This window comes from Gleimia coleocanis DSM 15436 (assembly GCF_000159015.1).
GTDB classification, from domain to species: domain Bacteria; phylum Actinomycetota; class Actinomycetes; order Actinomycetales; family Actinomycetaceae; genus Gleimia; species Gleimia coleocanis.
The window spans coordinates 137,308-157,081 of the sequence record NZ_DS999543.1 but is presented as its reverse complement, the minus strand read 5'-3'; the positions used below and the strand labels follow the sequence as shown (position 1 = coordinate 157,081).

Here is a 19,774-nt window from a genome sequence, read left to right as displayed (position 1 = left end):
TCCTTTAAAAGTCATATGCGAACTCGCGTTGTTATATGAGGTTTTGCCTCGTGCGCTCCAGAATTCACATGCCAAAGAGCGTTCGCATGTGAAAATCAGTTTTCCACAAGCAGGCTACGGCAAAAGACTTATCCACAGTTTTTCTACTACTTCAAGTTTTATTCCACTAATCCCAGTAATCTGCATAACATGAAGACTCAAAAACTCGCCTGTCAATCTCCATTTCATGTCGATGCAGTTCCTCAAATCGTCGAGAACCTAGTACATCGAGGTAAAACTCTACTCTACGTTGAAAACCTACCCGCCTGGGAACTATTTGAAGCAAAAATCCTCTCCCTGGCAACTCGCACCTATCAAGCTAGTAAAACTGACTTCGCATACACCGACTTAGTCGCAGCCGTTGCATTAGAACTACCCACGGCAGAGCTTCCCCTACAGCTTGACCTTCTCTTCTTTGATAAAGTCCGCCGTTCCAGTTCGAAAGTCGGAGTTCTAGAAGGCAGAGGAGGAATCGACGTACACCGTCATTTACGCCGCTACCCCAACACATGCAGAAACTTCATCAAAGGATTGCCGATTCTCGACACGCCCTACCTGCTAGCTGAGTTTTTATCTAAAGACCGGCTTGAACAAGCACTAATGCTCGGCGACGCTTTAGTACGCAAAACCCTCAAATGTACTCACTCACTGTCACCTGCACAGCTTGCAGCCTACGCCGAATTAAAAGCTACTACCCTGCAGGTTGCCAACGAGTTTTTGCCAAAACGTTTGCGGAAACTAGTATCTTCACGTTTATGCCTGCTAAACCCGCTGGCTGAATCACCACTGGAATCCAAAGTTCGCGCATTCCTCATTGAAGCAGGGATTACTGAAATATCCCTTCAATTCCCAATCTTTACTGAAGGCTCTCAATATTACGCAGATATTTTCCTCCCCACTAATCGTCTGATAATCGAATGCGACGGTAGTGGAAAATACGCTTTCGACCCAGATAAAACAAGTGAAAAACGTAGACAGTTAGCGATTGAAAATCTGGGCTTACAAGTCCTACGAGTAAGCTGGGAGCAAGCTCACGACTATAAGTTCATGCAACGTTTAGTCCAGAGGCTAAACAAATAGATCCAGGTTCCGCCCTCGGAAAATCATATGGGAACTCGCGTTCGCATATGACTTTTTGAACTAAAGAAAACAAAACTCATATGGCAACGCGAGTTCCCATGTGACTAATTAGCAGAATCTGCAGAATCCTGCTCTTCAGAAACCGGCAGGCGTACTCCGTAACGAGGTTGCTCATCCGGACGTGAACCATACTCAGAAGGTTTCTGTGAGCACGGTACTGACCCGGATGTGAGAGGCAAGTCCGTCATATTAGGCTGAGAGGTTACCTCCGGCTGATCAGGAGCCACGACCGTCTCAGGACGCAGCAGGTTTCCCGGTACGGAAGCAAAAAACTGCGTGTACTGTGGAATATGCGTTTCAGCTAAAATTGCGTAGCGGGCAGCTACCAGACCTTTTTGGGTGATGAAACGATTCCGTGCTGAACCAGTCGCCAATGTAATCGAATTAAAAGTAACCCCACCCAATACTGACGCGAGAATAATCAACCCGAGGATAAGTGGATTCAGTTCACTCCACATTACGGAATAACCAAAAGTAAAAATCACGGCAAACCACATGCCAGTCATTACTCCTGACAGCAAATGCTTTGCGGCAGTAACCCGAGACTCAATGTATGTTACCGAGCTTAAATCAGTGCCTACTACGCGCAAACCAGAGACGTCCACACCGCGTTCTGACGCAAACTTAATCGCAGCTTGAGTTTGCTGCGGAGTACGGAATACAGCTACTTCAGAACCGGTAATTTCCAGCAGGCTCTTTGATTTATCATTAAATGCGTCTACGTCCCAATTCATACTTCCTATGCTGGCAGAATTTCTGAATCTTTGCTCGTAGGCAAGCAGGTTTAACGCTATCAGCAGAAAAATAACGTACCGATTTTAAACTCAGCTACAAAAATACCTCGGTTTAGCGATACTCTTAAAGGGTGACTCAAGGACCAACTACACTACGTACCAAAGGCACGCGCGTATTCGTGGCGCGACTAGCTGGCAAAGATGTTTTCGACCCAATTGGCGATAAAGTCGGGCGGGTCCATGACGTTGTCTCTATTATTCCTTTCAGTGGCCAACCTCAAGTTGTTGGCCTGGTAGTTGAAGTTTCTAGTAGACACCGCATTTTCGTTTCTCTTTCCCGCGTTACCTCTGTAGAATCCGGAGCAGTAATCACTACCGGGCTACTGAATATGCGTCGTTTCAACCAGCGTGCCGTAGAAACCCTGGTTGTTTCCCAACTGTTTGACCGCGTTGTACAAATGCGGGATGGTTCTGGCCCAGTTCGGATTCGTGACGTAGGGATTGAACAAACTATGCCACGCGAATGGCGTATCACTTCCCTGTTCGTAGAGCGTGTGCGCCGCTCCACCCTTGGTTTCAAACGAGCTGGGGAAACTCTCATGGTAGAGCTAAATCAGGTTTCTAGTTTAGCTGCGCAAATGGGTACGCAAGACGCTACCTCAATGATTGCTTACACTGAGGATCTTAAACCAGCAGACTTAGCTGACTTACTGCACGACCTCCCTGAAGCTCGAATGCTTGAAGTTGCCACTCAGCTCACAGATGAACGTTTAGCTGACGTACTGGAAGAACTTGGAGAATCCCATTCAGTTGCGATCCTAGAATCTTTAGATGGCAAACGCGCGGCAGATATTTTGGAACTCATGCAGCCTGATGACGCAGCTGACTTGATTGGTGAAATGAAACCAGACACCGCTGATGAGCTATTGAGTTTGATGGAACCTGATGAAGCTGCTGACGTGCGGCGTCTGATGAAATACGAAGACTACACTGCAGGCGGTTTGATGACTACCGAACCAGTTATTCTTCCACCTGATGCTACTGTTGCGCAACTTTTAGCAAGTGTGCGTCGCCAGGATATTCCCCCAGCGTTAGCAGCAATGACCATTGTGGTTCGTCCGCCTTTGGAAACCCCTACTGGAAAACTACTTGGGGTGGTGCATACACAACGGGCTTTGCGTGAGCCACCGCAAACTCTGCTGGGAACTATCTTAGATACTGACATAGAGTTAGTTGAACCGGATGCAAGCATCGGCACAATTACGCGTCTATTAGCTACCTACAATCTGACGGCTTTGCCGGTAGTCGATGAAAATAAACATCTTTTAGGTGCAGTTTCTGTAGACGACGTTCTTGACCACCTGCTTCCTGATGACTGGCGTGATCAGGAAGATGAGGTAACTGACGCGGAAATGGAGGAACGCTACGATGTCTGAACGTATGGACACTCCCGTTACCCGTCGTCGGGGTTGGTTGCCTTCACTAAACTTAAACTGGGAATCTGATGCTGTGGGTGTTGCAGCAGAGCGTATTGCTCGTTTTTCAGGTACCCCGCAGTTCTTGATTTACTTGAGTATTTTCGTTTTCGTTTGGTTGGCGTGGAATACTTGGGCGCCTTCACACTTGCAGTTTGATAAGGCTGATTTAGGGTTCACAGCACTTACCCTAATGTTGTCTCTACAAGCGTCTTATGCGGCTCCGCTGATTCTGTTAGCTCAAAACCGCCAGGATGACCGTGACCGTGTGACCGCAGAGCAGGATCGTCGTCGTGCAGAACGAAATCTGTCCGACACCGAGTATTTAACTCGCGAAATCGCTAGTTTGCGTCAGGCAATGAATGATGTGGCAACCCGCGACTTCGTACGTTCAGAGTTGCGTTCTATTTTAGAGGAATTACAGGCGCAGCAAGTGCAGTCAGAAACTCCCGAGTCCTAAACTTTAGGAGTTTATTCAAATCGCCCTCGGAAATTTTTTAATTCCCGAGGGCGGTTTTAAAACTTTTCAGTACCCCTGGGGGGCGAAAACTCTTGCTCTTATTTTTTCTGATAGTAGCTTTCTAAAGTTGTTTTCAACTCGCCAGCAAATACATCTCCACCTTCGACACTGGGGTGGATGAAATCTGAAGCTAGGTAATCTGTATGCGGTGCGATTGCTTCATCCCAGTTAGCGACTCGCACCCGCGAAGGATACTTCTTCGCAAAATCACGGATATTTTTATTCGACGCAGCGATCCATTCAATACGTTCTGGCCCGAAACCTGTTACTAAAATTAGGCGACGTGTGGGTCCTATCTCGTTCAGAATAGTTTCCAGGTACTGGATTTCTGCCTCAGAGTTTGTCGCCAGGGAAACCACCACGTAAGGGCGAAGCTGTCCAGTGGTTGCGGCAGCAGCAATCATTTCTGGGGCCTGGTACATGTGGCGTGACACTGCCGCATCTACATAGATTCCTGGGAACACGGCTTCAAGTGAAGGAGTAGAAGCCACCGTCACAGAATCACCCAGCACATAAATGTTCTGGCCAGTGATGTCTACTGGATCTAGCTCCTGCAGTTCCGGTAGCGCAATAAAAGGTAGTTGCGGAGCATCTGCTCGCAGCAGAGAAAACGGCCCCTTTGGTTTACTATCCTGCCCCGCTTCAACAACTTTCTGCGCCGAAGATTTTTCTGGAGCGATGAAAAAGAATCCCAAAACTACACCCAGCACGGTGATTAACGCTAATGCTGGTGCCAGCGCCTGCCAGAAGCTAAAACGACGTCCCTGATATTCAGCTAGTTTCGTAGGTGCTCCCAAAGTAACTGAGTCACCCAACCAACCGCGAATAGTTGGGAAAATACCGTTACGACGCATAGGTTCTTCCACGAACTCAAAGGACAGATGCGCGATCAGTACAGAAAGAAGTAATACTACAACGGCTACTGTCCACGTGGAGAGCCGTGGGAACTGGGTTACCACAATCACCCAGATTGGCCAGTGCCACAAGTAAATGCCGTAAGAGCGCTCCCCTAACCAGCGGAACGGAGCTAAGGAGAGGAAACCAGCTAAGAGTTTACCCGGGCCTGATCCACTGTCTACCGTTGGCAGAAAACCTTGAATTACCAACACTGTAGCAGTAACTGAAATGAGCATCCCTGCAGGGTAAACCCAGGTTTGGTTATCTGGTATGAAATAGTAAGTTGCTAACATTACAACTAAGCCCACCCAGCTGAGAAAGCCACGGGCAAAACGGTTATACCAGGCGGATGGCGCGTGTGAGGTGAAAGGCTTATCAGATAGGAAAGCTAGGGATGAGCCAGCCATGAGGCCAAAAGCATGTGAGTCTGTCCCCTGATACGCGCGGGTAAAATCGTTGGCGTCAGTTACATACCAGGCCATTAACCCTGCTGAAATAATGGCTAATACAAAGGGCACTGCCCACTGCGCGCTTTTGCGGAGCCTCAGGATGATTACCGTAACAAGTGGCCAAATCAGGTAGAACTGCTGTTCCACCGCAAGTGACCAGACGTTGGTCCACAAATGCGGGCTGGCAATATCAAAGTAAGAGGCTCCCTGGAAGATTTCTACCCAGTTGTATGAGAACGTAATAACGCCTAGGAATTGAGGAATAATCCCTGCCAGTAAGTCAATGCTGAATAAGCCGGCGACAATCACTGTAACGATTGCCATCAGGAAAGCTGCTGGGAAGAGACGGCGTACGCGTCGAATCCAGAAGCGTTTTAAGTCTAGAGCGCCTTTGCGGTCATATTCGCTAACTAGGAGTGAGGTAATTAGGAAGCCAGAGAGAACGAAGAATACGTCTACACCGAGGAAACCACCAACTATTTGCCCTGGAAGCAAGTGGTATCCAAGTACAGCGAGGGCCGCCAAAGCACGCAGACCGTCAAGCCCTCTGATAGGACGTAAACTGCCTGTTTTCTGGGGATTTAGCCCTGTGCTTTCTCCAGCCTGGTTTACCGCTACCACTCACGCCTACCGTTTCTGAAGCGTCTCTTACCTAAATGTCTCTACCTATTAGGTTACCTGTGAATGAGCATTTACTGTGCATTTCAGTCTAGGATAGTAGCTATGAGTATCATCACCGAAGAATCCGTGTGGGCTGCTCTGGCTACTGTGGAGGATCCAGAGATTCATCGCCCTATTACTGAACTAAATATGGTTAATACTGTTTCTATTTCTGAGGGAACAGTTGAAGTTGAAATCCTATTGACTACCGCAGGTTGTCCTTTGAAAAACCACATTCACTCTGCTGTTGAAGCTGCTTTGCTGGCACTTGATGGCGTTGAGAATGTACTAGTTGTCATGGGGTCTATGTCTGACGAGCAGAAGAAAGCTCTGCGTGAGAAGTTGAATGGTGGCGTTGAGGAAAAGGAGATTCCTTTTTCTAAGCCGGGTTGTTTGACTCGCGTTATTGCAGTTACCTCTGGTAAGGGTGGCGTTGGTAAGTCTTCTATGACTGCTAACTTGGCTACTGCTTTAGCTAAGCAGGGTCTAAAGGTTGGTGTCGTTGACGCTGATATTTATGGCTTCTCTATTCCACGCATGATGGGTGTCACCCATGAGCCTACCGTTTTGGATGGCATGATTATTCCTCCGGTAGCGCACGGCGTGAAGGTTATTTCCATTGGTATGTTTGTGCCAGATGGTCAGGCTGTGGTTTGGCGTGGTCCGATGCTTCACCGGGCGATTCAGCAGTTCCTTGCTGACGTATTCTGGGGCGATTTGGATGTGCTGCTACTCGATTTGCCTCCTGGCACTGGTGACGTAGCTATTTCTATTCCTCAGTTGCTTCCTACTGCGGAGATTTTGGTTATCACTACCCCACAGTTGGCAGCTGCTGAGGTGGCTGAGCGGGCTGGTTCGATTTCTGGGCAGACTCGTCAGCGTGTGATTGGCGTGGTTGAGAACATGTCTTACTTGCCTCAGCCTGATGGTACGCAGTTGCATTTGTTTGGTGAGGGAGGTGGCGAAACTGTTGCTACTCGACTTACCCAACAGCTGGGCTATGAGGTTCCACTTTTAGCGCAGGTTCCACTGGATGTGAACTTACGTGAGGGAGGCGACGAGGGTTCACCAGTGGCGTTGCGTGAGTCGGATGCTTCTGAGGTGATTAATGCTTTAGCTAAGCATCTTTCTAAGCATTCTCGTGGTTTAGCTGGGCGCCAGCTGGGGGTTTCCCCTAAGTAGTTTTTCTTTTCCGAGGGCGGGCTTTAACTGTTACAGTCAGGGACCGCCCTCGGTTATTTTTAGGCTCACCCTTATGGTTGCGCGCGAACTTCAGTTCCCCCGCAGGAAAAACGCGGGAACTGAAGTTCGCGCGTAAAAGTTATCCACAGAGAAAATAGTTGAGGGTGTAGGCTTAATGCCCACACCCTCATTTGCTACAAAGTGTTTTACGCTTCCTCTTCTTCTAAAGAAATGCCGAGTTCTGCGTATCCCGTGCGAATCGCGTCTAATGATGTCGCGATTGCACAGTGGAGTTGTAGCGCTAGTTGTTTATCCGTCACACCGTGTTCTAAGTCGATGGAATGTTCACAGCATACGCGTAATGCAGTGTCAGCGGAGGCACGGCGAGTGTAAACTTTCGGGAAATAGTGTTCGCGATGCCAGTTTTCAATGAATGCGTCTAGCTGATCTTCTGCGTCTAGTGGAATGTCTACTGAGCTCTGCGCAAATACGGTGAGGATTTCGCCTTCCTGTCCGTTGAAGTTAAAGAGGAACGGGATACCATCCCATCCGGATTCAATTTTCGCACGAGAGCCTTCTGCTGGATCAGCGTCGATAATACCGTAGTTATAGCCTTCTTCATCAAAGTGTTGAGTTACGCGTTCCAGCGTCAGAGGTGCTAGTTCCCCTGTAGGTATTGCTGGCTGGAATCGAGGTTCTTCAACTGCTTCTTCCGGCAGATTTGGAATCTGCTGTGCTCCTTCGTCATCAGCACCGAATAATTTTGAAAACATACCCATTTTATCTATCCTTACGCATCAAGAGCAGCTTCAAGTTCTTCAAAGAACTGACGGCTGGTGGTTACTGCACACTGCAATTGCATTTCCAACTGACTGTCACTTACGCCGTGCTCCCAGTCGTAGGTGAGCTGTGTGTGTACAGTCAACAAGCCTTCATCAGAAATTCGGTAGAAACAGGTTGGGAAAATCTTTTCTGCGTTAAATTCCTTTATTTTTGCACGTACGACGTCTAAGTATTTCATGGTGAGTACGCGACGAGAACGGCACAAAATATGCAATAGTTCCTGGTTTTCACCCGCTAATACGAAATGAAACGTGTTGAAATCCCAGAAACCACCTAAGTCTCCATCGCTATCAACGTAGTATTTGTATCCCTCAGCCTCAAAAAGTGCTTGCAAGCGCTCTTTGGACAGTGGGTAAACTAAGTCCTTGTCCTTAGCCACTATTAACTCCTATTCCTTTGCTTATTTTGTTTAAGTCGTTTTGAGATAGCCCTTCGAGATGGCCCTGCAGCTGGTTTCATAACCGGTTGAATCCTGTAGAAACCTCCGTATCTTGGCATTTTAAGTTTCTTTGTATGTCCGCTATGAGAAAAACCGACGCTGGATTTTTGAGATTGCACCAGTTGATTAATCCCTGCCGCTTCTAATGCTTGAGCAACTGCTTGTGCAGAAGCTTCTTCCACTGCCTTGTGGGCAACTTCTTCAGCTACTTCAATAATAGAGTCTTTAACCTCTGCAGCACTTGTTTTTTCAGAATCTGAATGCGGTTTTTCTTTATTTCCGAGTGGAGACAGTAGGGCTTTCCATTCATCCATTTCTTCTTGAACAGCTTGCTTAACTAAACGGCGTGGATCATACTGACGCGGATCGAGGGCGGAAAAATCAATGTCGTTTAACCCTAAATCACCTGTTGAATCAAGTTCCGTACGAAGTTTAGCTAATTGCAAACGTGCAGCACGAAGCCATTTAGAAATAGACTTCGCTACTTCTGGTATACGCGACGGGCCGATAATGACGGTCAGCACCAGAAGCAAGACTAAAAACTCAGGACCAGAGATTGGAAACGACATACTTTCATTGTACGTGTCAGCGCTGACACATTTAAATGCAAGAACCGTTAATATATTTATTAAAGCCTGATTTTACTAAGAAAGTAGCGGAAATGAGCAACGAAAAAACCCTCAGTTGGTCCTACTGTGAAGACTTCATACCCGAAGGTGAAGTTTTAGAAACTGCTCGCCAGCATGCTCGCGACTTCGGTATTAATACTATTACTTCCGGTGTCGGCGCAGCCCTGCGTATGATCGTTGCAAGTTGTGGTGCTAAAGCAGTTGCAGAGATTGGCACCGGCACTGGGGTTTCAGGGTTGTGGCTACTATCCGGAATGAGTGCCGACGCAGTATTGACCACCATTGACATTGAGCCAGAACACCATAAGATTGCACGTACCGCATTCGCGGCTGCGGGTATGCGCCCTCCACGGACTCGTTTAATCACTGGTCAGGCACTAGATATTTTGCCGCGTATGGCAGCTCGCGCCTACGATTTAGTATTTTTAGATGCCGACCCCCAGCAAAATCACGCTTATATTGCAGAAGCTACTCGAATGTTGCGCCGCGGTGGGGTTTTGGTAGTCGCTCATGCCCTGTGGAATGATACTGTAGCTGATCCGGCTCGTCGTGAACCAGAGACAGTAGCAATACGCCAGCTCGGCAAGGATTTAGCTGACTCTGAAGATTTTATGACCACTATTTTGCCTGTTGGTGACGGCCTGCTGGTAGCAGTTCGCCGATAACTACGTGAGCTAGTTAGAAACCGAGTAGAATATATAGCTATGAATATTGAATCAAACGATATTAACCCTTTTGAACTAGCCTCCCAGGCAGCAACGGTTATCCGCGAGCGTTCAGGCGTTGAGAAGCATGATATTGCGCTGGTGCTTGGCTCTGGTTGGGGTGGAGCTGCTGAGCTGATTGGCGAGGTAGTTTCTGAGATTCCAGCAGCCGAAATTCCTGGTTTTCATGCTCCAGCGGTAGCTGGTCATGGGGCTACTTTACGTTCTATTAAGCTTCCTTCCAGTAAGGTAGCTTTGGTTTTAGGTTCCCGTACGCACTTTTATGAGGGTAAGGGGGTGCGCGCAGTAGCTCACGGTATGCGCACCGCCGCCGCCTGCGGTGTTAATACCGTGGTTCTCACTAACGGTTGTGGTGGTTTAAATCCAGCGTGGGCACCAGGTCAACCTGTTTTAATTAGCGACCATATTAATCTTACGGCTGCTTCTCCGCTTGAGGGCGCTACATTTATTGACCTCACTGACCTGTATTCTTCCCGTTTGCGTGACTTGGCTCGCAGTGTTGATCCGACTCTGCCAGAAGGCGTTTACGCTCAGTTCCGCGGGCCTCACTATGAAACTCCTGCGGAAGTGAAGATGGCGAAGATTCTGGGCGCTGATTTGGTGGGGATGTCCACCACTTTAGAAGCTATTGCAGCTCGTGAAGCGGGTATGGAAATCTTAGGCATTTCTTTAATGACTAACCTGGCTGCTGGCATTTCTGAAACTCCTCTGTCTCATGAGGAAGTTATTGAAGCTGGCCAGGCAGCGGGCCCTCGTATTTCTGCACTTTTAGCTGAAATTATCGCTAAGCTGTGATTTTTGTGCGGGACTTACTATTGTAGGTCCCGCATTTTTCGTAACTGTATTTAGGAGTTTAAATGTTGAACTTTGATGAGATTGAAGCTTGGATCGCGGATGATCCTGATACCGCTACTCAAGCGGAAATTCGCGATTTGGTTACTGCTGCTCAGGTAGGCGATGAAGTGGCTTCTGCTGATTTAGCTGACCGTTTTAACGGTACGCTTACTTTCGGCACTGCGGGTTTGCGCGGTCAGTTGGGCGGTGGCCCGAACCGTATGAACCGTGCAGTAGTTATCCGCGCTGCCGCTGGCTTAGTTGCTTACTTGAAGGAAACGGTTGGTCCTGACTTTCACCTGGTAGTGGGCCATGATGCACGTTATGGTTCTAAGCAGTTTGCGCAAGACACTGCTGCTATTGCTGTGGCCGCTGGTGGTCGCGCTTCCCTTTTTGACCGCGCGCTGCCTACCCCCGTTACTGCTTTTGCTTTGCGCCACCTTAACGCTGATGCTGCGGTAGTTGTTACTGCTTCGCATAATCCTCCACAGGATAATGGTTACAAAGTTTATTTAGGTGGCCGCGCTGTAACTGACTCTGGTCAGGGCGCGCAGATTGTGCCTCCTGCTGATAAGGATATTTTCACCGCTATTAAGGCTGTTCCTTCTGTAGCTTCCGTGGAGATGGCTGAATCTGGCTGGGAAACTCTTTCCGATGAAATAGTTGAGGCTTACTTAAGCCGGGTTACTTCCCTCATACCAGCAGGTGAAAAAAACCTGCGCATCGTGTTGACTTCCATGCATGGTGTCGGTGGTGAAACCTGTCTGGCAGCTCTTAACCGCGCTGGTTTCAATGATGTTCATTTGGTTGCTGAGCAGCATGATCCAAATCCTGATTTCCCCACCGTTACTTTCCCGAACCCGGAAGAACCAGGTGCTTTAGATTTATCGTTTGCGTTGGCGCAAAAAGTTGATGCCGATATTATTTTGGCAAATGATCCTGATGCTGACCGTTGTTCTGCTGCGATTCGTGATCCGAAGTCTGCTAACGGCTGGCGTCAGCTTTCTGGTGACGAAGTTGGTTCTTTGCTGGGAGAACAGGCTGCTTCTAAGTATGCGGGTGATTCCGCTGCGTTGCTGGCAAACTCTATTGTTTCCTCTCAGTTGCTTGAGCAGATTGCTAAGCATCACGGTGTTTCTTATAAGGCAACGCTGACTGGGTTCAAGTGGATTTCCCGTGTAGACGGCTTAGTATTTGGCTACGAGGAAGCCCTTGGTTATTGTGTTGATCCTGGTTTCGTGCGCGACAAGGACGGTATTTCTGCCTGCCTTCAGCTTGCTACTATGGCTGCTGATCGTAAGGCCGATGGCTCTAACCTACAGGATGCGTTAGATGACTTAGCTCGCCGCCATGGTTTGTATGCGACTGCTCCACTTTCTATTCGCGTTTCTGACCTTTCCCTTATTCAGCAGGGCATGGCTAATCTGCGTAAGGGTGAGTTGACTGAGCTGGCGGGCTCTCCATTAGCTTCCGTAGTTGATCTGTCTGAAGGTTCAGCTGAGCTTCCTCCCACTGATGGTTTAATCTTCCGCACTGAACGTGGAGATCGTGTGGTGGCTCGCCCATCCGGCACCGAACCAAAGCTAAAGTGCTACTTAGAAACCATCGTAGAAGTTCCCGAGGGCGCTTGCATGTGCGGCATCCGTGAAGAAGCGACTAAGCGTTTAGAACAGATGAAGCTAGATATGCGGGCAGCACTAGGTATCTAAGCCCACAATCTAAGCTATTACTGTTAAGTGCCGTGGAGGCTCTCCTCCACGGCACTTTTAGTTTATCTTTCGCCTAACAAGGACTCTAATACTATATTTGCTTCACTCGGTTGTAAAGCTGTTTCTGCCACCGCCCTCGGTAAATAAAAATCGCCCCGCTTTTCCCTGACTTAACGGGGAAATAGCGAGGCGACTCTAACGGGAGTTAAACCCTATCAGTGGCGACGCTTCCGAGCCACAAGCAGACCTGCACCCAAGAAGAAGGACAGCAGAGCTGCGTAAACAATACCGGTTTGTACACCAGTCTGAGCCAAAGGCTTCTTTGGAACAGGCTTATTCACAACCTTACCCAAATCAACTACTTCAGCTTCAGCCTTAACTTCTGCATTTAGAACTTCATTAGACTTAATGTAGCCCTTAGGAGCAGCAGTTTCCTTAACCTGGTACTTACCGAAATCAACTGACTTGAAGATAACTTCACCAGCATTATTAGAGGTTTCTTCAGCTACAACCTTGCCTGATTCATCAGTCAAAGCGAACTTAGCGCCCGCCAAAGGCTGACCAGCTGGAGTGACCTTAAGCAGCTTCACGTCACCGCGAATCAGCTTATTCTCAAATGCTTCCGCAACGTTAATTTCTTCACCATCGTTTACTACGGTCAGTAGGCGACCGAAGGTTTCTGGGCTTGGGTTGTAACCGGTGATTGGCTGCAGTTCAACTACAATCCATTTACCGTATTCCACGCCCTCGAACTTAACCAGACCCTCAGCATCAGTTTCTGCCTTGTGGGTAGGTTCAGCAGCCAAAGTGAAACCGTCAGGGTATTCAGTTAGCTTAACTGCTTCACTTTCAACCGCCTGGTCAAAATCATCTGACGCAGGGAACAAACCGAATACAACACCTGCAAGAGGCTTCTGCGTATCTGCATCAACCTTCTTCACAATAATGTCACTGGCGATCTTGCGGTTTTCAATCTGGCCCAGTTCCACAACCTGCTTATCAGTATCGATAGTTACTGGATAGGTGTCACCGTGAGCTACGTAGCCTTCCAGTGGCGCCTTTTCACGAACCGTGTAAGAACCGAAACGAACGTTGAGGAAGGTTAAGTTGCCGGCATCATCAGTTGCCTTAGTTTCTACAACCGTGTCATTAGCATCAACTAGCTCAAACTCTACACCAGCCAAAGGCTGCTGAGTCTTTCCTTCAACCTTAGTAAGGGTTACTTCACCGCGGATAGCACGGTTGTTAACGGTACCAGCATTGACTTCCACGCCTTCTTCACGTACGGATACGTTAACCGGCTGGGCATCCAGAACGAATCCTTCTGGAGCTGCAGTTTCAACCAGTACATAGTCACCGTAGATTACCTTTTCAAAGACCAGTACGCCTTCATCATTGGTAACACCTTCGTGAATGGTCTGATCGCCCTGCTTCAATGCGAAGTGAGCACCAGCTAAGCCATTCTGATCGTCTACAGAGAACTTAGTAACCTTAACGTTACCCTTCTTCAAAGTGTTTTCTACAGTACCCAGATCAACCATCTGCTTATCATCGCGAATGCTTACATTAGCAGTCCACGCAGTATTCAGATTGTAATTTTCTGGAGCGCTCAGTTCAGAAGCAACGTAATCACCGTAAACAACATCGTTGAATACTACGTTACCCTGTTCATCGGAAGTAGCCTGGTATTTCACAGTATCTGCCTGCTTCAGAACGAAAACAGTTCCAGGAACTGGTTTAGTCGTATCGTCAGAATCGACCTTACGTAATGAAACAGTGCCCTTCTTTAGAGTATTGCGCACGGTATCCAGAGTGACTTCCTGAGCTTCAGTACGAATCACTACCTGTTGGGTAGCGGTAGTACCTACATAGTTAATCAGCGGAGTGATTTCACGTAACTGGTATTCGCCGTACTCGACATCTGCGAAGGTAGCTACACCGTCTGCTTGAGTCAGAGCAGTGTAAGCAGGTGCGGTTGGGTAAGAACCATCAGCATTCTTCTTAAAGAGACCGAATTCAACACCACCCAAAAGGACGGTTGGAGTATCGTTATCAACCTTAGTGACCTTAACAGTACCGGTGATTACCTTATTAATGAAAGGCGCACCAGCTGATACTTCCTGCTTTTCATTCACTACGGATATTTCACGTCCTTCAACCTCTGCAGATGGATTGAAACCTTCCTTCGGGGTTGTTTCCTTCAGAATGTAGTTTCCGTAAAGAACCCGCGTAAAGGTAGCAGTGCCTTCTGCACCAGTGGTTGCAGTGTAGGCTGCGTTAGCTTCAACAGTGCCGTCAGCGCCCTTCTTGAAGAGGCTGAATACTACACCTGCCAACGCATTACCCTTTGTGTCCTGCTTGTTTACAACCACGTCACCGCGAATACGAGTGTTCACGAATGGGTTTGTTGTCAGATCGTTAACTTCCCCGGACTGATCGATAACGATTTCTCGCTTATCAGTAGTGTTTAAGTTGTGACCTGCAACAGTTGCCTTTTCACGTAGTTCGTAAGTGCCAAAAGGAACCTTCGCAAAAGTGGCTACACCATCATTGTTAGTAGTTGCTTCAACTGTAGGATCAGTTGCAATACCGTTAGCCGTCTTAGCGTAAAGCCCAAATACTACACCGGCAAGTGGCTTAGCTGGGGTGTCATCATCAACCTTCTTAACGGTTACGGAACCATTAATGAATTGGTTAGTGATAGTTCCAAGATTAACCACTTGACCATCTTCGGTTACATTCACTTCCCGATCCGTAGTATCCAAAACGTAACCGGTGAGGGTTTTGGTTTCACGCACTACGTAGGTACCGTAACGAATGTTTTCGAAAGTAGCTACGCCCTGTTCATTAGTCTTTACAGTTGCGGTTGGATCAGCAGCAACTACTCCACCGTTCTTTGCAAAGAGCTTGAAAGTAACTCCAGCCAGTTTCTTAGTAGGTTCATCCTTATCTACCTTCACCAAAGTCACATTTGACTTCTTAATGGTGTTAGTAATCGGAGTAGATACGAAATCAACTACCTGACCGTCAGTAGTAATATTTACGTCCAGTTCCCGTCCCAAAGGAAGGTATCCGACAGCTGGAGTTTTTTCTACTAACTTGTATTTACCAAACTCTACGTTGTTGAAGGTAAGCATACCCTGCGTATTAGTGGTTTCAGTTGCATACACAGCGTCCTGCTTAGCGCCATCAACTACCTTGTGCAGTGTAAATACTACTCCAGAAATAGGGGTCTGAGTATCCGCATCAACTTTCTTCAAGTTCACAGTGCCCTTAAAGATAGTATTTGCAAAGTCACCCATTGCGTAGGTTTCCGCGTGTGCGCGTACCTGCACATCCAGGGTCTGGGTAGAACGCACATAGTTTGTTGGTGCGGTCTTTTCACTAAGAGTGTAATCACCGTAGAGAACATTAGTGAAGGTGGCAACACCATCTGCACCGGTTGGTGCGGATTCATACTTCACCTTCGGATCAGTCTTGCTTACCAGTTCAAAAACTGCACCAGCCAAAGAAGTACCAGCCTTATCAGCATCAACCTTCTTTACCGTTACGGTTGCTTTGATTACAGTGTTTTGAATTTCCAGGTAAGGCAGTGGATCACCGGCAGTATCAGTTGCATAAGGCTGTGGGCCGACAACTAGTTGCTTTGGCGTAGCCAAACCGGTAATACCAGCTGGAACGGTAGTTTCAGAAAGCGCATACTTACCGAAAGGTACGTCCGCAAAGGTTGCCATACCCTTTTCGTTTGGCTCTGCACCTGTGGTTGCAGTCAGAGGTGCTGGAACCTGGTTCGGTGCATCCGCTCCGTCCAGAGGCCCAACCCAAGTTAAGGTAAAGCCAATACCGTCAAGTAAGTTACCATCCTGGTCTACCTTCTTAACGACAATATCGCGCTTATTTACCTGCACGCCCGCATTACGGGTGTGATGTAACTGTGTTGGATCCAAAGTAAATTCAGATGAATACCCAATTGGGTTAGCAACGGAATTTAGTTCCTTACAGTTTTCTTCGTTTGCAGAGTTAATTGGGTCTACACCAGCTTCTGCAGCTGGACCACAGAGTCCAACGTGGTTTACTAGCTTAACGTCACCGTCCACTACATTGGTGAAAACTTCTTCAGCTTGCTTCTCAAACTGCAGGCGGTAATCACCACGCGTAAACACGCGCATCTTGAAGTAACCCTTTGAGTCGGTAACTGCGGTTACTGGAGTACCATCCGGGTTTGTAGCTGGTTGACCTGTGGCAGCGTCTACCAGGGTAACAGTGCGATTTTCAATACGAGTTTCGTCTTTACGCGCAATACCATTCTGGTCAAGGTCCTTAAAGTAGATACCATCAACCGTATAGTGAACAATTTCAGAAGTTACTTCGTTTGCTTCACTGTAGTTTAGGTTGTCTAAGGAACCTGCAACAGAGTTCACAGCGCGGTAGCCGACAGGTAGTTTCTTAGTTCCCTCAGTAAAAGGAATCTTATGCTTAGTGACAACCTGAATTGCTTCACCCGGCTGAATAGACTTTCCTTCTTTAAGCACTGGCTTAATATTGCGGATTTTTGACCAGTCGGTTACTTGGTCAGCAGTTAGCCAAGCACCATCTCGAACAGCATCAATTGTGTCACCTTGCGGAACAGTTGAATAGTAGTGTTCGAAACGATCTGAAGCATCAGTCTCAAGACCGTTGTATACAGAAAGGGTTGCTACAACTGGACCCGTTAATGGAGTTTCGTATGACGAGTGAGTCATTTCTGTGGTTTCTCCACCTTCATCTACGAAAGTCCAGTGGCGAGCAGGATATTCGCCCTTTTCATTCGCAGCGACGCGGTGGTCAGCCAGGTGCGGCAAAACATCTAGCAAAGAGGTTTTACCTACCGGACGGAAACCTGCGTTACGTGCTTCCAGACGATAGTAGATATCGCCGCCCAGGTCCTGTGCTGGAGCATTTAAGAACCAGCTTTTACCATCCAGAGAAACATTCTTACGTACCACGATTTCTTGTGGTGGAGTGAATGTAGCATTTACAGAACTAGTCAATACATTCTCTGCCCGGTCACCATTCTTGTTGATGTCATATACGTCTGGTTTTACATTCCAGTCAGCTGCACCAATCGGCTGCTTAGAATCCCAGGTCGTAAACATTTCAATCTTATTTGGACCAGGTTCAGCGTAAAGGGAAGTATCAAGCAGAACGCGAGATACTACCCACATCTGTCCTTGATCATTACGGGAAATATCACCGTAATTGTAAATTACTGCAGTTTTTCCCGAATTGTTGTAGTTAGGAACAATTTGCGGTTCTACATTTTTGCCTGTATTCCGGTTCCAATCTGAAGAAGAAGCTTCGGTACCGACATAGTTAATGCCTGGTGGCAGCAAGTAAATCTGCTTGAAGTTCTTCAATGGCCCTTTGAAAGGTCCCCACTGATCAGTTGGGTAGCTCTGCCCCTGGTACATACGTACGCGAGAACAATTTTCCTTAGTTAGCTTAGTTGGGTCTTCACCCTTAGCAATCAGCTTGTTCTCACAGTTTTCATACAGGATAGTTTGATTCCAGTCAAAGTCTTGACGAATCTTCGGGTTAATAGCCTGAATAGCTACATAGTTATTCCAGTCCCAACCTTCAGGAGCAGTTTTGACTTCTGTACTGTCGGAAGTAGAATATTTCATCTCTGCGATATTCTTGTAATTCTGTATGTTGTTTTGATCAGCATAAGCGTTCTGGTTCCACTTTTCTACTTCCGCAGCCGTTGGCGCAACATCTACGGTGATAACAAAGTTCATGTTGTCAAAAACTACCGGCCTGTCAAAGCGGAAAATCAGCTTCGAATATTTACGTGCCCGGTCGTTAATATAGAAATTATTTTCGTTAGTATTACCAAACTGTAATGGTTCGGTAGTAAGTTTTTCTTCAACACCGGCAGCAGTTACACCATAGAGGTGCAGCCCACCATCAATAATGCGCTGTTTTGCTTCCTCACTAGTTGGTGCCCCTGTATTGTCATGGACTCGAATATCACCCAGGAATACACGACGGTAGTAGAGACGCGGATCTAGTTCCTTATCCACAATTTCGTGAATAGTATGCGTCTTTCCACCAGTTCTCTTACCATTTGGACTGCTACCATTATTAGATTGGGAGACACGAATATTGAAACCAAAAACTCGACCGGTACGAGCGTCGTCAGAAAGATCGTTCTTATGGATACCGTCGTAAAGATTGCCTTCTACGAAAGTATTTATATTCGTGATCCTGTCCTTATCAAGAGACAAATTACCAGTAGGTACGAAACCGATAGCTACGAAACCTGTCTTCACAAAGTCGCTACCCGCATTATAGTTTAACGTATCTGGATCAATAACGATTGAAGCCGTGTTAGTATGCACTTTCATTTCTGCACCGTCTTTTAGTGCAGCGTTACTGAAGTTTAAGTTAATAAGTACACCGCGTACGCCAGTTCCACACTGCCAGCTTACGTCACCGAGATCAGTAGCTTTCTTCGTGATAGTAGCCTTACGGTTATTAGAACCTGGTACGTACTGCCAACCAGCGTCGATTGAAGGTTGAGCCAATTCGGTTCCTTCCGGTAGCTCGTCAGTAATAGTTACCGTTTCACCCCAGTACTGACCAGCGCTACCCGGAGCGTCCGCAGGCTTAGTGTAAACCAGACCAATACAGTAGCTCTGCTCGACGTAGCCACCCTCACGTAGCTCTCCAACCTTAGTAACAGCATTAACATCCTTAACAATGTATCTACTAACATAAGCGCGCTGGTTGTTTGAGTTATCCCAATAGGCGTCATTTACTCCAGATGCAGGGCCCCAATGACGTTTGATCGTCTTATAGTTCATCCCCGACTTTGCAACTAAATTAGCAGAAACACTTTTAATTGGAGTCTTATCTCCGTCATACAAAGTCCATTCAACCGGAATAGCAGTTCCATTCGGGGTAATCCCATTAATAAAGTTAGTAACAAATGGGATTTCTGATAGTACACCACCCTTAAGCAAGTTATAGGTGTAATCCATGTACCAGTAATCATCATCTTCACGTGCAATAGAAGAATTAGCATTGGCTGAATCTGCGAACTTAGGTTTCACCAAATACTTAGATTTCTTAACTTTTACAGTGATTACCGCGTTAGGAATATTCACGCTTGTACCGGAAACGTTAATACCCGGCACAATAGTAATCGGCTCACCTGACCAGTAATCCCATTTTGCAGGAATCTCTGGATTTTTAGCATTTTCTAAAGATGTAAGCGTAAGGTCAATACGCTGCGTAGGGTCATTAGGATTATAAGCAGCCTGCGCAGAACTTCCCCCAAAGAAAGTTGGCACAGTAACCAATCCCAAGACCAGTGCGAGAGTAACAAAGATTGCTCGCACACGGGTGTTGAAAATAGTTTTTACCATACTCTCTATCTTATAAAACTGCGGTATACACTTCTATATTAATCATTAAAATGCAACCCATCCCACAAGCAAACCCGGTTTGCAACACAA

Annotated in this window: 13 protein-coding genes; 7 read left to right on the top strand and 6 right to left on the bottom strand. The window is 47.2% G+C overall.

What is annotated here, in order from left to right:
- The first annotated feature begins 189 nt into the window (after positions 1-189).
- Complete coding sequence (locus HMPREF0044_RS02525) at positions 190-1,119, top strand: hypothetical protein (RefSeq protein ID WP_006546535.1); 930 nt, start codon at positions 190-192, stop codon at positions 1,117-1,119.
- Positions 1,120-1,223: 104 nt separating this feature from the next.
- Here the strand turns inward: HMPREF0044_RS02525 and HMPREF0044_RS02520 are convergent, their stop codons facing one another.
- Entirely contained in the window at positions 1,224-1,913 is a 690-nt protein-coding gene (locus tag HMPREF0044_RS02520) for a general stress protein (protein ID WP_006546534.1), read from the bottom strand.
- Between the two features lie 131 nt (positions 1,914-2,044).
- Here HMPREF0044_RS02520 and HMPREF0044_RS02515 point away from each other — a divergent pair, with 131 nt between their 5' ends.
- Positions 2,045-3,349: a magnesium transporter MgtE N-terminal domain-containing protein gene (locus HMPREF0044_RS02515; RefSeq protein WP_040312744.1), complete on the top strand. Its 1,305-nt coding sequence runs from the start codon at positions 2,045-2,047 to the stop codon at positions 3,347-3,349.
- The gene (locus HMPREF0044_RS02510) at positions 3,342-3,848 is read left to right on the top strand and encodes a DUF1003 domain-containing protein (protein ID WP_006546532.1); all 507 of its coding nucleotides are present in this window, start codon (positions 3,342-3,344) and stop codon (positions 3,846-3,848) included. Before HMPREF0044_RS02515 ends, HMPREF0044_RS02510 begins: the two co-directional genes overlap by 8 nt.
- 98 nt (positions 3,849-3,946) lie before the next feature.
- Here the strand turns inward: HMPREF0044_RS02510 and HMPREF0044_RS02505 are convergent, their stop codons facing one another.
- Complete coding sequence (locus tag HMPREF0044_RS02505) at positions 3,947-5,875, bottom strand: acyltransferase family protein (protein ID WP_006546531.1); 1,929 nt, start codon at positions 5,873-5,875, stop codon at positions 3,947-3,949.
- Between the two features lie 102 nt (positions 5,876-5,977).
- Here HMPREF0044_RS02505 and HMPREF0044_RS02500 point away from each other — a divergent pair, with 102 nt between their 5' ends.
- Complete coding sequence (locus HMPREF0044_RS02500; protein ID WP_006546530.1) at positions 5,978-7,096, top strand: Mrp/NBP35 family ATP-binding protein; 1,119 nt, start codon at positions 5,978-5,980, stop codon at positions 7,094-7,096.
- Between the two features lie 206 nt (positions 7,097-7,302).
- Here HMPREF0044_RS02500 and HMPREF0044_RS02495 read toward each other — a convergent pair whose 3' ends face one another.
- The 3 genes from HMPREF0044_RS02495 to HMPREF0044_RS07815 are packed head-to-tail and all read right to left on the bottom strand — an operon-like array spanning position 7,303 to position 8,947.
- A complete protein-coding gene (locus HMPREF0044_RS02495; protein ID WP_006546529.1) occupies positions 7,303-7,875 on the bottom strand; it encodes a YbjN domain-containing protein in 573 nt (190 codons plus the stop codon).
- Between the two features lie 11 nt (positions 7,876-7,886).
- A complete protein-coding gene (locus tag HMPREF0044_RS02490) occupies positions 7,887-8,318 on the bottom strand; it encodes a YbjN domain-containing protein (protein ID WP_006546528.1) in 432 nt (143 codons plus the stop codon).
- Positions 8,319-8,320: 2 nt separating this feature from the next.
- Positions 8,321-8,947 (bottom strand): twin-arginine translocase TatA/TatE family subunit, encoded by a 627-nt coding sequence (locus HMPREF0044_RS07815; RefSeq protein WP_006546527.1) that lies wholly within the window; start codon positions 8,945-8,947, stop codon positions 8,321-8,323.
- A gap of 92 nt (positions 8,948-9,039) precedes the next feature.
- Here HMPREF0044_RS07815 and HMPREF0044_RS02480 point away from each other — a divergent pair, with 92 nt between their 5' ends.
- From HMPREF0044_RS02480 to HMPREF0044_RS02470, 3 genes are all read left to right on the top strand, one after another.
- Entirely contained in the window at positions 9,040-9,672 is a 633-nt protein-coding gene (locus HMPREF0044_RS02480) for an O-methyltransferase (protein ID WP_040312742.1), read from the top strand.
- Between the two features lie 39 nt (positions 9,673-9,711).
- Positions 9,712-10,527, top strand: coding sequence for a purine-nucleoside phosphorylase (locus HMPREF0044_RS02475; protein WP_006546525.1), 816 nt, complete (start codon positions 9,712-9,714; stop codon positions 10,525-10,527).
- A gap of 62 nt (positions 10,528-10,589) precedes the next feature.
- Positions 10,590-12,275: a phospho-sugar mutase gene (locus HMPREF0044_RS02470; protein WP_006546524.1), complete on the top strand. Its 1,686-nt coding sequence runs from the start codon at positions 10,590-10,592 to the stop codon at positions 12,273-12,275.
- A gap of 215 nt (positions 12,276-12,490) precedes the next feature.
- Here HMPREF0044_RS02470 and HMPREF0044_RS02465 read toward each other — a convergent pair whose 3' ends face one another.
- Entirely contained in the window at positions 12,491-19,684 is a 7,194-nt protein-coding gene (locus tag HMPREF0044_RS02465) for an MSCRAMM family protein (RefSeq protein ID WP_006546523.1), read from the bottom strand.
- Positions 19,685-19,774: the final 90 nt, after the last annotated feature.